The following is a 13,718-nucleotide window of genomic DNA, read 5'->3' as shown; positions in this document are numbered from 1 at the left end:
GCGTCATCGCCGCCGCCTTCCGCGGCGGCGGGGTGGTTCAGCGGGCGGGAGGGACGAACTCGGGCTGGTCGAGCAGGCGCAGCCAGCTTCCGTCGGGCTGGCGCCGGACGACCTGCGCGCGGGCGCCGGACCCGTCCCGCGGCGGGGTCGAGGTGAGGGCGATGTCGCCGCTCACCAGCGTCGGCAGCGGCTGCTCCGGCTCGAAGCGGGGACGGTTGGCGAGCACCTTCTCCCACAGCGCGCGGATCGCCTCCCGGCCCACCGTCTGGCCGCCGGGCGGATAGGCCATCACCGCGTCCTGTTCGTAGAGCGCGGCGACTCCGGCCGCGTCGCCGACGTTGGACCGTTCGACGAACAGGCGGGTGATGTCCTCGGGCCGCATGGCCTTCTCGTACTCCGGCATGGCTTCCTCCTGAGATCGGACTTGAGCACCTCCCACCCTGGTCGCCCGGCAGCCAGAAGTCCAACAGATGGATCTGATGGAAACCAGAAGTTGTGGTTATGGAAAATGGGGCGGCTGGACGGCTCCGCCGCGCTCGCCCGGGAGCGGGACCCCACCCGGGCGGCCGGACGGGCGCACACCGGCGGGCCCGGCGCCGGCGCCCGGATCCGCGGGTGGGAACGGACTCGGTGCCGGGGCCGAGTACGGCGGGCGTGGCCTGACGTTTGCGGCGGTGGAGCGGGGGCAGCCGAGGCAGTGCCCAAGGCGGTGCTAAAGGAGGGTTTCCATGCTGCGGCAGAAGCAGAGAGCCGGCACGGTCGCGGTGATCGCCCATCAGAAGAAGTCGCTCGGGGGCGGGCTGGACGAGCTGCGCAGGCTCCTCGCCGACGAGGAGCCCGGCAAGCTGCTCTGGTACGAGGTGCCCAAGAGCAAGAAGGCGCCGAAGCAGGCGCGCAAGGCGCTCAAGGAAGGCGCCGATCTGGTCCTGGTCTGGGGCGGTGACGGCATGGTGCAGCGCTGCGTGGACGCGCTGGCCGGCTCCGGCGTGACCGTGGGCATCATCCCCGCCGGGACGGCGAATCTCCTCGCGCAGAACCTCGGCGTTCCCGAGGACCTTCCCGAGGCCGTGCGGATCGCCTTCCACGGCGAGAGCCGGAAGATCGACCTGGGCAAGGTCAACGGCGAGCACTTCGCCGTCATGGCGGGACTCGGCTTCGACGCTGAGATGATCAAGGACGCCGACCGGGGACTGAAGGACAAGCTGGGCCGGGCGGCGTATGTGTGGACCGGGCTGCGACACGTCCGGGGGGAGCTGGTCCGGATGGAGGTCAAGCTCGACGGGGTGAAGTGGTTCGAAGGGGAGGCGAGCTGCCTGCTGCTGGGCAACGTCGGGACCATCACCGGCGGCATCGAGGCCTTCGACGACGCGCGCCCCGACGACGGGTGGCTGGAGATCGGCGTCACCACGGCGAAGGGGCCGATCCAGTGGGCCCGCGTGCTCGGCCGGATGAGCGCCGGCCGGTCGGACGAGTCTCCCTTCGTCCGGATGACCCGGGCGCGCAAGGTCGACGTCAAGCTGAGCGAACCGATGACCTACGAGCTGGACGGCGGCGCCAAGGACTCCGTCACCCGGCTCAAGGCCAAGGTCGTGCCCGGCGGCATCACCGTCCGCGTCCCCGTGCCGGACGGCCCTGACAGACCTGACGGCCGGGCCTGACGACCGGGCCTGGCCGTCGGCACCGCCCTCGTCCTCCTGGACGGCGCCGACGGGCAGGTGGATCCCGTCCCGAGAAGATCACTGAGGGTCTTGCCGGCGCTCCGGCCCGCCGCGTACGTCAGGCTGCCGCAGGGCGGCGGCGAGCAGGACGTCGAGCGCCTGCCGGGACGCCTGGGCCGTCAACGTGGTCGGCGCGCTCACCGCCGCCGCGCACGTCGCGCCCGCGATGTGGGAACGGGAGGTCGTGCACGGCGGCCCGGCCGCCGCCTCGGCCTCCGCCGGTTGATCGGCCCCGGACCGGCCCGCACCACGACGGCACCGGGGTGATCATCCCTGCCGGCACATGGCGATGAGGGGCGCCCCGGCATCGGGACACCCCTCCACCGGCAAGACCTTCAGCGATCTTCTAGGTGGTGCTGACGGTCATCTGGAGCTCGGTGACCCACTGGTCCTGGTCGTCGGGGCATTCGATGCTGACCTCCCGGGCCAGCCCGACGCTGCGGTAGCCGTGCTCTTCGACCCAGTGGGCCAGTACCTGGAACGTGGTGCCGACCTGGTCCATCGAGCCCCGGTGGATGATCGTGGCGGCCGTCTCGACCGCCGGCAGGTCCACGATCGCGAAATCGTGCGTCCCGGACGCCTCCGCCGTCACCTCGACCCCGGCGTGCACGACCACCCTGCCGTCCACCTCCGGCTCGTAGCAGGCGATGCCGTATCCGGACGGTGTCACCCCGGCCCGGTCGAGCCGCTGGAACAGCTCGCCGTACAGGGGCTGGATGACGGGTCCGATGTCCTCGCTCTCGTAGCTCCCCGCGATGGCGGTGAGCTCGGCCACGCGGGTCGGGGGGATCCGCTTGAGAATGACCTCTTCGGTATGCATGCGCCCTTCTCTCTCGATCGTCCGGAGCCTCGCCTCGACCCGGAGCAGTCGCGCGGTGTCCGCCGTGATCCGCTCCTCCAGCTCCGCGCGGCGCAGCCGTACCATCCCCTGCAGCTCGGCCGTGCTCACCCGCTCGTCGAGGATCGACCGCACCTGTTGCAGGGTGAAGCCGAGATCCTTCAGCGCGATGATGCGGTTGAGCCGCGAGAGCTGGCTCGCCTGGTAGAAGCGGTAGCCGCTGGCCGGGTCGACGTGGGCGGGCTGCAGCAGCCCGATCGCGTCATAGTGGCGCAGCATGCGCACCGACACCAGGCCGAGCTGGGCGAAGTCTCCGATACTGAACATGGTCCTTCATGGATAGGGGCTCACACGGTGTCAGAGTCAACCCAGCCTGCCGGCATAGGCCCGGGCGAACGCCTGCTGCGCCAGGACGCCCGCCGGTCCGGCCAGGCGGGTGTACCACCGTCCGGGACGGGTGAACGCGCGGACGGTGAACCATACCCGCCCGTCCCCGGCCCGTTCGAGAAGGAAACTCTCCTCCCCGCTCGCGGGATGTCCCGGCAGCGTGCCGTAGGCGAATCCGGCCCGGTCGTCCTCCTCTCTCACCCACACCACCCGGCACGGCATGAGTATCCGCAACGGCCCGGCGCCGAGCCCGCAGACCACGGTCACCCCGGGCGCGGCCCGGGGCGCGGACGCGACCGGGCGGAGCCCGAGCCGGGCGTGCACCCGCCAGGTGAGCAGGGACTCGGCGGCACGGCCGAAGCTCAGCTCCGGCCCGAGGCGCCGCCGGTAGCGCAGCGCCCGGTAGCCCGGCGGGACCGTCCCTGTACGGCTCGCGCCGACGTCCGGGTAGGAGAACTCCGCGTCGAGGTAACGCTCCAGAAGATCCATCTCGCTCCTCACAGGGGTTGGGGGCGCAGCCGGAGCCGGGCCCCGATCGCGCACAGGGCGAATCCGAAGGCGTTCAGCAGGCCGTGGGTGGCGACCATCCAGCTCACCGGCAGCCTGGGCAGGCCCGCCGCCTCGCCCAGCGCCCAGCTCAGGGCAAGCACCATGGACACCGTCAGGACCAGTGAGGACACACCGAGAAGGAGACGGGTCGGGCGGTCGTGGCCGTCCTGCCGCACCTCGGCGAGAGTCAGCAGGCTGACCAGCCACATACCCGCGGTGAGCACCACCGCACCGGCCAGCTCGAACCAGTCGCCGACGAAGTAGCCGGCCAGGACCAGCATCGTGCCGCCGGGCACGCTGAGCGCCGCCGTCCGGGCGAGCGGGCCGTCTCCGGCCGCGCGGCAGGTCAGGCCTGCCACCAGCGCCGCGGCGAAACCGGCGAAGTGGAAGTGGGCGACGGTCAGGGCGAGGATGCCGAGGGAGAAGCCCCACAGCGGGTGCCCCAGGCGTTCGGCGACCAGGGCGGTCGCGGCGATGGCGGGGGTGACCAGCGCGGTGAGAACGGCGATCTCGCGGGGGAGCGGGGACCGTCGCGCCCGCAGGCGGAGCGGGGCCTGCAGCGCGAGCCAGACGGTCATGAGCGCGTAGGCCGCCGCCAGTGCGCCGGCCCAGGCGCCGCGGTCCAACCACAGGGAGATCGCGCCCGGTACGGCACCGAGCCACCACAGGCGGAGCATGAGGCCCGGCACCTGGACGAGCCGTAGCCCCGCGGGGACCACCCCGAGCATTCCGACCGTCAAAATCACGTTGAGCAGGAGGCGCATGATGTCCTCTCACGTTCTGAACGCGTTCAAAAACCTGATGGCATCAAGGTAACAGCCGGGTAGATCCCTCCCGTGGGGCGCCCCTTCCAGGGTGGGTCCGCCGGAGGGCGACCGTCAATCATGTAGGTGAATGACTACGATCATCTGGCCGATTGATGCCGTATGGTCAGGACATGTCCACAGACCAGGAGCGCCCCGCACCGCGCAGGGCGGCCACCCCGGAGGAGCGCGGCAGGGCTGCCGAGCAGACCCGCGAGCGGATCCTGCGGGCGGCTGTCGAGGAGTTCGGCGCCAAGGGGTACGCAGGAGCGCGTACGGCGGGCATCGCTGCGCGGGCCGGCGTCAACCAGCAGCTGATCTCCTACCATTTCGGCGGCAAGCAGGGGCTGCTGGACGAGCTGCGCCGCCGCTGGCACGAGGAGCAGCCCGTGCTCCTGCCCCCCGGCTCCACCTTCGGGGAGTCGCTGGTGGCCTATCTCGACGCCACCCTCGACCGGCCCGACTGGGCCAGGCTGGTGATCTGGCGGGCGCTCGGCGACGATCCGGGCGACAGCTCCGAGGCGGCCGGACGGCAGCGCGCCGGGCTGCGCGAGGCGGTGGACGCGATCCGGCGCCGGCAGGCCGACGGCGAGCTCACCGCCGCCGTCCAGCCGGAGTTCATCGCCCTCATCTCGCACGTGCTGACGTTCGCCCCGGTGGCGATGCCGCAGTTCGTGGCGGGCATCCTCGACGTCGAGCCCTGCTCGGAGGACTATCGCGAGTGGGTCGGCGAGCAGCTCACCGCTCTGCTCCGCCCCGTATGACCCGCATGACCCGGACGGTTCGGACCGCTCACCGTGACGGCCCGCCGCTGTCGGCCGGACCGCTCACCGTGACGGCCCGCCGCTGTCGGCCGGACCGCTCACCGTGACGGCCCGGTGGCCGTCCGCCGTCGGCCGGGCCTGTCGCGCCGGTGGAAAACCAGTTGGCCGGGGGTGTCGTGCCAGGAAAGCATGACCGCCATGTCACTTCGCTTCCACGAGATCGCCGAGAGCGGTCATCGCATCCTCAACCCGTTCACCGACGAGAAGCTGGCGCTGCTCGGAGAGGTCGCCCGGCTCAGGCCGGGCATGCGCCAGCTCGACCTGGCGTGCGGGAAGGCGGAGCTGCTCTGCCAGTGGTCCCTGCGTCACGGGATCGAGGGCGTCGGGGTCGACATCAGCGAGGTCTTCCTGAGCGCGGCCGCGGAACGGGCGCGTGAGCTCGGGGTCGGCGACCGGCTCCGCTTCGAGCGGGAGGACGCGGGGGCCTACCGGGCCGAGCCGGAGGCGTTCGACGTCGTGTCCTGCATCGGGGCGAGCTGGATCGGAGGCGGGCTGGAGGGAACGGTCGAGCTGATGCTCCCCGCGCTCAAGGAGGGCGGGATCCTCCTCGTCGGCGAGCCGTACTGGACCTCCATGCCACCGGAGGAGGCATACGAGGTGCTGGGCTTCGGCGCGGAGGCGTTCGGCTCGCTGGCCGGGACCTTCGACCGGTTCGAGGCGGCCGGGGTCGAGGTGCTGGAGATGGTCCTCGCCGACCAGGACAGCTGGGACCGCTACGTGGCGGGCCAGTGGTGGACGCTGAGCGACTGGCTCCGCGACAATCCCGCCGATCCCGAGGTCGAGGAGGTGCGCGAGTTCCTGGAGCGCGCCCGCCGCTCGCATGTGGAGTACGGCAGGCAGCACCTCGGCTGGGGCGTCTTCGTGCTGCGCCGCCGTTGACTGCTACTGACGGGTAAGAATAGGTTCCCAGATACCGACTGGTCGGTTTAAGGGAGCTGCTATGCGGGTGCGGGACAAGGTCGTCGTGGTGACCGGGGCCGCGAGCGGGATCGGGCGGGCGATGGCCCTGCGCTTCGCCGCCGAGGGCGCGGCCGGGGTGCTGGTCGCCGACCTCGACGAGGTGGGCGCGACGGAGGTGGCCAAGGAGATCGGCGACCGGGCGGTGGCCGTACGGGCCGACGTGTCCGTCGAGGACGACGTCCGCGGCCTGGTCACCACCGCGGAGAGCGCCTTCGGGCCGATCGGCCTGTTCTGCTCCAACGCCGGGATCATCACCGGTCACGGGCTGGACGCCACCGACATGGAGTGGACCAGGACCATCGCGGTCAACGTCCTGGCCCACGTCTACGCGGCGCGGGCCGTCGTGCCTGGCATGGTCGAGCGAGGCGAGGGCTACCTGCTCAACACCTGCTCGGCGGCCGGGCTGGTGAGCTGCCCCGGCGACGCCCCCTACGCGGTGACCAAGTCGGCCGCCATCTCCTTCGCCGAGTGGGTGGCCATCCACTACGCGACCAAGGGCGTGAAGGTCAGCGTGCTCTGCCCGCAGGGCGTGCGCACCGGCATGTTCGAGCAGGGGATCGCCGAGGAGCATCTCACCGCCAGGGCGGTGGGCGCCTCCGGCGCCATCCTCGACCCCGCCACGGTGGCCGGCGCGGTGGTCGAGGGCCTGGAGGCCGAACGGTTCCACATCTTCCCGCACCCCGAGGTCGCCGAGTTCGTCCGGCGCAAGGCCGGCGACCCGGACCGCTGGCTGGCCGGGATGGCCCGTTTCGTCGACTCCCTGGAGGCGTGATGACCGACGTCCGACTGGCCCGGCAGTCCTGGCGCCGCCTGGAGCCCGTCCACGGAATGATCTATTTCGTGCCCGAGGCCGCCGAGCGCTACGCCGCGCTCGGCCTGAAGTCCCAGGCGGGCTACTTCGCCTCCCGCGGAGCGGCCTTCGGGACCGCCTCGCCCGAGCTGGTCATCGCGACCTTCTACAACTTCTGCCCCACCCTGGTACGGCGGGCGCTCCCGGCCGCCTGGGACGTCACGACCCCCGCGAAGGTGATCGAGGCCCGCCTCGACGCCGTCGGCGCGGCCCTGCGCCGGGCGGGCATCCACGAGATCCCGGTCCTCGCCGAGACGACGGCGATGGCCCGACGCGCCGCGGAGCGGGCCGTCGAACACCTGCAGGGCCGCCCGCTGTTCGCCGCGCACGCCGCGCTGCCCTGGCCGGACGACCCGCTGCTGGAGCTCTGGCACGCCCAGACCCTGCTCCGCGAGTTCCGGGGTGACGGTCACGTCGCGGCACTGACTGCCGAGGGGATCGGCGGGCTGGACGCGCTGATCCTGCACGGCGCGACCGGGCAGATGCCCACGGTCTTCCTGAAGGTCAGCCGGGGCTGGCCGGAGGAGGAGTGGGCGGCGGCCGAGGAGGTGCTGCGCGGACGCGGCCTGCTGGACGGCGACGCGCTCACCGAGGAGGGCGGCGCGCTCCGGCAGCGGATCGAGGACCGCACCGACGAGCTGGCCCTCCCCGCCTACGCCGCGCTCTCGGACGACGAGCTCGCCCGGCTGGCCGAGCTGGCCCGGATCTTCGGCCGTGCCGTGGTCGACGCGGGCCTGCTCACGTTCTCCGTGTGAGGCCGGCCGCCAGGGTGCCGCTCCCGTGCCTTTTCCGGCACGGGAGCGGCACCCCGGAGGCTCCGCCGGCGATCAGTCCTTGGCGGTCGGATCGGCGACCTGGCCGACGAACAGCGGGGTCAGCGTCGGCCGGTGGACGATCGCGAAGGCGAACGGGTGGTCGGCGCGGATCTCGGCCTCGGGCGAGGGCATGGCCATCACGGGGAAGGCGAGGCCGGTGACGGCGGCGGCCTCGGTGCCCCACTCGTCCACGGTGATGGTGGCGCGGTGCGTCGCCTGGCCGAGGAACGCGCCGTCGGCGATGCCGGAGTAGTCGGAGCCTTCCAGCCCGAGCCTCCGCAGAGGCTCCTGCAGGCTCAGGGCCGTGGAGAAGTCCCACCGGGGCATGACGATCTTGACGGAGGTCTCCCTGAGCCCGGTGGCCACCTCCGCCATCACGGCCGGGGCGAGCAGGGCGGCGGGGGACCCGCCCGCACGCGGCAGGAGGACCCACATGGCCAGGTCGCTCTTGGCGTAGCGGAGCTCGACGGCCTGCCAGCCCGCCCCGGAGGCGTAGCCGAAGGTCCCCATCTGGCGCATCAGGGTCGTCCGTACGGCCGTCCCGTCGGCGCGGGTGAAGGCGGCGTTCTCCTCCGGCGGGTCGGTGAACGCCGTCGCCCACTCGGCCTTGAGGTAGACGGCGTTGGCGATGACCAGCTTGGTCCCCGGATCCAGCCGGTCGAACACCTTCTTGATCCGCCCGGCGGTCTGCCTGTCCGCCCACGCGTCGATGACCCCGGCGGCGTCCTCGGTGAAGTCCACCTGCCGCACGCCGGCGCCGTACTGCGCGGCGAGCGTGCGCAGGAACTCCGGCCTGACGCTCAGCCCCTCCTGGGTGAACAGCCCGTTGGCCACGCCGACGACCGGCGCGGCCGGCTCGCTCTCCTGCGCGTCCCGCCGGGCGTCCGGGGCGGGCGCGGGCGGCGGGCCGTCGAGCGTGACGATCTGCCGGGTGAGGGCGTTGAACGAGGTGTGCGGTCCCTCCGCGGGGAAGCCGAAGACCTCGTCCAGCTCCGGTCCCGTCCTGCCGCCCGCGCCCGCCCTGGCCATCCCGTAGGCGTGGCCGATGCTCAGCGGGGACAGGACGGTGTTGGCGCCGGGCCTGGCGGCCGCGGTGAACAGGGCGTGGCCGAACGCGGTCAGCCCGCGCACGGTCTCCTCGACCGGGGGCTCCGTCGGCGTCTCCCGCCCGACCCCCTCGGCGGTGATCACGCGGGCCTGCGGCGTACCGCAGGCGGCGAGGGCGGCGACGGCCAGCAGGGCGGTGAACAGACGACGCATGCCCCTAAGACGCGTGCCACCGGCGGGAGGTTCAACCCGGTGGATCGGCGAGACGTATGCCGTGGGCGGGCGGGTCAGTCCGGTGGATCGGCGAGACGTGTGCCGCCGGCGGGCGGGGCAGGGCGGCGGCTCAGGTCAGGGCGGCGGAGACGCCCGCGCCGATCAGGGCGACGGCCCACACGAGGTCGAGGTTGAACCACGCCTTGCGGAGCACCGCGACCCCCAGCCGCTCGTAGACGACCATGGCCAGGGCGGTGGTCGTCGCGAGCATGGAGAGCGTGTGGATCGCGGTCGCCAGCAGGCTCTGCGAGGCCAGCGAGGCGGCGCCGTGCCCGGCGTGCAGGGTGATCGGAAGCACCATCAGGCCGGCGCCGTGGGCGGAGGCCATCAGGAACGACCACCCGGCGAGCTGCCAGCGGGTCACCTTCATCCCGACCCAGCGGGGATGGCGCCGCCGTACCAGCCGCCAGACCCCGAACCCGCACACCAGGGCCGCCACGCCGTACGAGACGAGCCTGGGCGGGGCGGCCAGGCGTGCCACGGACACCAGCGCGAGTGTGATCAGCACCGATCCCGCGTGGCCGAGCACGATGGGCGGCAGCGCGCGCAGCACCGCCGCGCGCGAGCGTTCCTGCAGGCCGAGGGCTACCGCGAAGAGCCAGCCCATGGCCGGGTTCAGGCCGTGGAAGGCGCCGAGCCCGGCCAGGATCAGCACGGAGGTCAGATCCATCGGGCGCGCCCCGTCGTGATCATGGACAGGACCGTGATCACGGGAAGCAGTAGGAGTCGGACGAGGAGTCGCCGCCCTGCAGGCGGATCTGGTGGGCCCGGCGGCCGTCGGAGGCGAAGTCGACGAAGAAGCCGGGGTCTAGCGAGATCGAGCCGTCGTCGGCGATGTCCACCTTGGCCATCCAGCTGGAGATCCCGTCGGGGTAGAAGACGTCGTCCCAGGAACGGTAGAGCGAGTTGGTGAAGTAGACCCGCCGCCCGTCCCTGCTGGCCTCGACCATCTGCGGCCCGCCGTTCAGCGCCCGCTCCGGGGCGGCCGGATGGGCGCCCCGCTGGGCGATGCCGCCGATCCGGACCGAGCCGGTCTCCCGGGGGGCGAACGGGTCGGAGACGTCGTAGGCCTTGAGCTCGCCCGTGCCCCAGCAGGAGACCAGCAGGATCCGGTCGTCAAGGGTCAGCGAGATGTCGCTGACCAGCGGCGGAACCGCGCCGAACTGCTTGAGCGGCGCCGGCAGCAGATCGGCCGGGGCCGGCTCGGCCGGGATGGTGATGGTCTTGCGGGCCTTCCAGACCCCGTCCTCCAGGTACCAGGTGAAGATATTGGCCGACAGGTCCTCGACGCTGATCACGGTGTTGACGAAGCCGTAGGTCTTGGTCGGGTCGTGGGCGGGACGCAGCTCCAGGGCCATCTGGTGCTGGTCGCCCAGGTCGATCTCCTGCAGGTGCCTGCGCTTGGACAGGTCCCAGACGTGCAGCTTGTGGCCGTACTCCCGGCCGACCAGCAGGTCCAGCGAGGGCCCCGGCTCGATCTGGTTCGGTGTGCCCCACTCACTGCTGATCATCGTGTCGTGGCCGAGATGCCACCAGAAGTCGTAGTGCAGCTCCTGCGTCCCCCGGTCCGCCTCCCAGCGGCCCTTGGGCTCGAAGGTGTCGTGGTCGAGCGTGAACACCCCGCCCGGCGCGTCGCCGTCCACGTTGCCGAGCGCGCTGACGTAGATCGCGTCGGTGCCGCAGTGGACGGTGTGCGGGCGGCTGTAGCCGGTCTTCTCGAAGATCGTCTCAGGCTCGATCGTCTTGACGAGCTTGGGATGCCAGGGGTCGTCCTTGACGTCGAAGATGTAGATCCTGCTGGACCGCAGGCCTGGCAGGACCAGGTAACGCCGCTCGACGTGCGGGTGCGGGGCGTACGGGCACAGGGCCGCGCTGCAGACGTTCCATCCGAAATGGTGGAGCTCGTCACCAGGGACGGACATGTCGTGCACGTTGACGATCGACCCGTCGGACAGGTCGATCGTGGCGAGCCCGTCGGGACGCCCATCGCCGGCGGTGTCGAGTAAGGCCACATAGGCGAGCTCTTCCCGGGGGGCCAGCATGGCCTCGCGGGCGGACGGGTAGAAGGTGGGATCGGGCTGGATGAGTGCCATGGCGGACTCCTGGGCCGAGATCAATATCCCACTAATGTTGTAGGAAAACTCTCCGCTGTCTAGGGGTCATTTTACGTAACCGGCGCGGCCGGGGAACGGGCGGGCACCCCCGGCGAGTCGTCCGGGCAGGCGGGGGCCGGGACACCCGGGCCGGTGAGTTCGGGCGCCATCTTGTGCCGATGCGGAACCGTGCGCGCGGGCGGGACTCCCGCGCGCACGGTCCCGCGACCCCTCACGGCCGTCGGCGCCCGCACTGCTTCGAGCGCCCGCAGCGCTCGCAGCTGCTCGGAGCGGTGCGGGCGGTGCTTTCTACGGCTACGGCGCGCGCACCTTCCGGGCTACAGCGCGCGGACCTTCCGGGCCGCGGCCACCATGTTCCGCAGGCTCGCCTCGGTCTCGGCATAGCCCCGGGTCTTCAGCCCGCAGTCGGGGTTGACCCAGAGCCGCTCCGGCTCGACCGCCCGGACCGCCAGCCGGAGCGCCCGCTCGATCTCGCCGGTCTCCGGCACCCGGGGGGAGTGGATGTCGTAGACGCCCGGCCCGATCCCGCGGGTGTACCCGGCGGCGCGCAGGTCCTCCAGCAGCTCCATCCCGGACCTGGCCGCCTCGACGCTGGTCACGTCCGCGTCCAGGTCGCCGATGGCGCCGATGATCTCGCCGAACTCCGAATAGCACATGTGCGTGTGGATCTGCGTGGAGTCCGACACCCCCGAGGTCGCCAGCCGGAACGCGGCGACCGCCCACGCCAGGTAGGCGGCGTGCCCGGCCGCCCGGAGTGGCAGCAGCTCCCGCAGCGCGGGCTCGTCGACCTGGATGATCCGGATTCCCGCCGCCTCCAGGTCGCGGATCTCGTCCCGCAGCGCCAGCGCCACCTGCCGCGCGGTCTCGGACAGCGGCTGGTCCTCCCGGACGAACGACCAGGCCAGCATGGTCACCGGTCCGGTCAGCATGCCCTTGACCGGCCTGCCGGTCCGGGACTGGGCGTAGACGGCCCAGCCCACCGTCATCGGCTCCGGCCTGGCCACGTCCCCGAACAGGATGGGCGGCCGGACGCACCGGGTGCCGTACGACTGCACCCAGCCGTGCTCGGTGGCCGCGTAGCCGTCGAGCTGCTCGGCGAAGTACTGGACCATGTCGTTGCGCTCGGGCTCGCCGTGGACCAGCACGTCCAGCCCGATGTCCTCCTGCAGCGCGATCACCGAGTCGATCTCGGCCCGCATCGCCGCCTCGTATCCGGCCCGGTCGGTCCGGCCCTCCCGGAGATCGGCGCGGGCCCGCCGTACCGCGTCCGTCTGCGGGAACGAGCCGATCGTGGTCGTGGGCAGCGGCGGCAGTCCCAGCGACGCGCGCTGGATCACCGCCCGCTCCGCGTGAGCGGCCCGCGCCGTCCCCTCGCCCAGCGCCTCCAGCCGGGCCCGCATCCGCCCGTCCACCGGAGCCCTCACCGGTACGGCGGGCACGACCGCGCCGGGTCCCTCCCGCATCGCGCGGCCGATCGCCACGACCTCCGCCACCTTCTGCCTGGCGAACGCCAGCCCCTCCGGCACCGCCGTCTCCCGCTCCACGTCGAGGGGGACGTGCATCAGCGAGCAGGAGGTGGAGATCACCACCTCCCCGGCCAGCCCGAGCAGGGCCGCGCAGGTGGACAGCGCGGCGGGCAGCTCGGTCCGCCAGACGTTACGGCCGTTCACCACCCCCGCCACCACGGACTTGGCCGCCATCCCGGGAGTGGAGGCCACCGCCGCCAGGTTGCCTGGACCGGCGACGAAGTCCAGGCCGACGGCCTCGACGCGGGTCGCGGCCAGCACGGGGAGCGCTGCACCGATCTCGCCGAAGTAGGTGGCGACCAGCAGCCGCGGGCGGTGGCTGAGCCCGCCCAGGTGCTCGTAGGCGCGGGCGAGCGCCTTCAGCTCCTCCGCCGACCGGTCCGCGGCCAGTGCCGGCTCGTCGAGCTGGACCTCGGTGACCCCGGCGGTGGCCAGCCGCTCCAGCAGCTCGGCGTAGACGTCGAGCAGGTCGTCCAGGAGCCGCAGCGGAGCGAAGGCGGGGTCGGCGGACTTGGCCAGCAGCAGGTAGGTGAGCGGGCCGACCAGCACCGGCCTGGTCTCGATCCCCAGCTCCCTGGCCTGGCCGTACTCCGCCAGAGGCTTGTCCCAGGTCAGCCGGAACCGCGTCTGCGGGCCCACCTCCGGCACGAGGTAGTGGTAGTTGGTGTCGAACCACTTGGTCATCTCCAGGGGGGCGGTTCCCTGGGCGCCGCGTGCCATGGCGAAGTAGCGGTCGAGGCCGTCGAGCTCGGCGAAGCGGGCGGGGACGGCGCCGACCATGACGCTGGTGTCGAGCATCTGGTCGTAGAAGGAGAAGGTGTTGGAGGGGATGTCGCTCAGCCCGGCGTCGCGCAGCTCGCTCCAGGTGCGCTCGCGCAGCTCGCGGCCGGCCTGTTCCAGCCCGGCGGCGTCGAGACGGCCCGCCCAGTAGGCCTCCACGGCCTTCTTCAGCTCCCGGTCGGGGCCGATCCGGGGGTAGCCGAGGACGGTGGTGCGTTGGTCTGTCATGGGTCC

General features: G+C 72.3%; 13 protein-coding genes. 5 read left to right on the top strand and 8 right to left on the bottom strand.

All coding sequences use genetic code 11. From position 1 onward, the window contains the following. Positions 1-37 precede the first annotated feature (37 nt). Complete coding sequence (locus SROS_RS34840) at positions 38-403, bottom strand: YybH family protein (RefSeq protein WP_012893651.1); 366 nt, start codon at positions 401-403, stop codon at positions 38-40. A 325-nt stretch (positions 404-728) separates the two neighbouring features. Between SROS_RS34840 and SROS_RS34835 the strand changes: the two genes are divergently transcribed. Beyond that, a complete protein-coding gene (locus SROS_RS34835) occupies positions 729-1,658 on the top strand; it encodes a diacylglycerol/lipid kinase family protein (protein WP_012893650.1) in 930 nt (309 codons plus the stop codon). A 406-nt stretch (positions 1,659-2,064) separates the two neighbouring features. Here SROS_RS34835 and SROS_RS34830 read toward each other — a convergent pair whose 3' ends face one another. The 3 genes from SROS_RS34830 to SROS_RS34820 are packed head-to-tail and all read right to left on the bottom strand — an operon-like array spanning position 2,065 to position 4,256. Continuing rightward, positions 2,065-2,883, bottom strand: a complete 819-nt coding sequence (locus tag SROS_RS34830) for a MerR family transcriptional regulator (RefSeq protein ID WP_012893649.1) — start codon at positions 2,881-2,883, stop codon at positions 2,065-2,067. Positions 2,884-2,919: 36 nt separating this feature from the next. Beyond that, complete coding sequence (locus SROS_RS34825) at positions 2,920-3,432, bottom strand: DUF1990 domain-containing protein (protein WP_012893648.1); 513 nt, start codon at positions 3,430-3,432, stop codon at positions 2,920-2,922. Between the two features lie 8 nt (positions 3,433-3,440). After that, on the bottom strand, positions 3,441-4,256 hold the full coding sequence (locus SROS_RS34820) for a YndJ family protein (RefSeq protein WP_012893647.1): 816 nt from the start codon (positions 4,254-4,256) through the stop codon (positions 3,441-3,443). 173 nt (positions 4,257-4,429) lie between these two features. On the opposite strand from SROS_RS34820, the gene SROS_RS34815 reads away from it, so the two are divergent. From SROS_RS34815 to SROS_RS34800, 4 genes are all read left to right on the top strand, one after another. Further along, positions 4,430-5,059: a TetR/AcrR family transcriptional regulator gene (locus SROS_RS34815; protein WP_012893646.1), complete on the top strand. Its 630-nt coding sequence runs from the start codon at positions 4,430-4,432 to the stop codon at positions 5,057-5,059. A 198-nt stretch (positions 5,060-5,257) separates the two neighbouring features. After that, positions 5,258-5,998: an SAM-dependent methyltransferase gene (locus tag SROS_RS34810; RefSeq protein ID WP_245564381.1), complete on the top strand. Its 741-nt coding sequence runs from the start codon at positions 5,258-5,260 to the stop codon at positions 5,996-5,998. Between the two features lie 61 nt (positions 5,999-6,059). Then, entirely contained in the window at positions 6,060-6,851 is a 792-nt protein-coding gene (locus SROS_RS34805; RefSeq protein WP_012893644.1) for an SDR family oxidoreductase, read from the top strand. After that, entirely contained in the window at positions 6,851-7,684 is an 834-nt protein-coding gene (locus tag SROS_RS34800; protein WP_012893643.1) for an SCO6745 family protein, read from the top strand. The genes SROS_RS34805 and SROS_RS34800 overlap by 1 nt, the downstream gene beginning before the upstream one ends. Positions 7,685-7,756: 72 nt before the next feature. Here SROS_RS34800 and SROS_RS34795 read toward each other — a convergent pair whose 3' ends face one another. From SROS_RS34795 to metE, 4 genes are all read right to left on the bottom strand, one after another. After that, complete coding sequence (locus tag SROS_RS34795; protein ID WP_012893642.1) at positions 7,757-9,004, bottom strand: serpin family protein; 1,248 nt, start codon at positions 9,002-9,004, stop codon at positions 7,757-7,759. A gap of 130 nt (positions 9,005-9,134) precedes the next feature. Then, a complete protein-coding gene (locus tag SROS_RS34790) occupies positions 9,135-9,734 on the bottom strand; it encodes a hypothetical protein (protein WP_012893641.1) in 600 nt (199 codons plus the stop codon). Positions 9,735-9,771: 37 nt separating this feature from the next. Beyond that, entirely contained in the window at positions 9,772-11,157 is a 1,386-nt protein-coding gene (locus SROS_RS34785) for a selenium-binding protein SBP56-related protein (RefSeq protein ID WP_012893640.1), read from the bottom strand. Positions 11,158-11,495: 338 nt separating this feature from the next. Further along, positions 11,496-13,712, bottom strand: a complete 2,217-nt coding sequence (metE, locus tag SROS_RS34780) for a 5-methyltetrahydropteroyltriglutamate--homocysteine S-methyltransferase (protein WP_012893639.1) — start codon at positions 13,710-13,712, stop codon at positions 11,496-11,498. Positions 13,713-13,718: the final 6 nt, after the last annotated feature.

The organism is Streptosporangium roseum DSM 43021, assembly GCF_000024865.1.
Classification (GTDB): Bacteria; Actinomycetota; Actinomycetes; order Streptosporangiales; family Streptosporangiaceae; genus Streptosporangium; species Streptosporangium roseum.
The sequence above is the reverse complement of the archived record's forward strand: the minus strand, read 5'-3'. Positions and strand labels throughout refer to the sequence as shown.

What these genes read in the sequence shown, in the direction of transcription:
- SROS_RS34840 (WP_012893651.1), bottom strand. Translation starts at nt 403, where the DNA reads ATGCCGGAGTACGAGAAGGCCATGCGGCCCGAGGACATCACCCGCCTG.
- SROS_RS34835 (WP_012893650.1), top strand. Translation starts at nt 729, where the DNA reads ATGCTGCGGCAGAAGCAGAGAGCCGGCACGGTCGCGGTGATCGCCCAT.
- SROS_RS34830 (WP_012893649.1), bottom strand. Translation starts at nt 2,883, where the DNA reads ATGTTCAGTATCGGAGACTTCGCCCAGCTCGGCCTGGTGTCGGTGCGC.
- SROS_RS34825 (WP_012893648.1), bottom strand. Translation starts at nt 3,432, where the DNA reads ATGGATCTTCTGGAGCGTTACCTCGACGCGGAGTTCTCCTACCCGGAC.
- SROS_RS34820 (WP_012893647.1), bottom strand. Translation starts at nt 4,256, where the DNA reads ATGCGCCTCCTGCTCAACGTGATTTTGACGGTCGGAATGCTCGGGGTG.
- SROS_RS34815 (WP_012893646.1), top strand. Translation starts at nt 4,430, where the DNA reads ATGTCCACAGACCAGGAGCGCCCCGCACCGCGCAGGGCGGCCACCCCG.
- SROS_RS34810 (WP_245564381.1), top strand. Translation starts at nt 5,258, where the DNA reads ATGTCACTTCGCTTCCACGAGATCGCCGAGAGCGGTCATCGCATCCTC.
- SROS_RS34805 (WP_012893644.1), top strand. Translation starts at nt 6,060, where the DNA reads ATGCGGGTGCGGGACAAGGTCGTCGTGGTGACCGGGGCCGCGAGCGGG.
- SROS_RS34800 (WP_012893643.1), top strand. Translation starts at nt 6,851, where the DNA reads ATGACCGACGTCCGACTGGCCCGGCAGTCCTGGCGCCGCCTGGAGCCC.
- SROS_RS34795 (WP_012893642.1), bottom strand. Translation starts at nt 9,004, where the DNA reads ATGCGTCGTCTGTTCACCGCCCTGCTGGCCGTCGCCGCCCTCGCCGCC.
- SROS_RS34790 (WP_012893641.1), bottom strand. Translation starts at nt 9,734, where the DNA reads ATGGATCTGACCTCCGTGCTGATCCTGGCCGGGCTCGGCGCCTTCCAC.
- SROS_RS34785 (WP_012893640.1), bottom strand. Translation starts at nt 11,157, where the DNA reads ATGGCACTCATCCAGCCCGATCCCACCTTCTACCCGTCCGCCCGCGAG.
- metE (WP_012893639.1), bottom strand. Translation starts at nt 13,712, where the DNA reads ATGACAGACCAACGCACCACCGTCCTCGGCTACCCCCGGATCGGCCCC.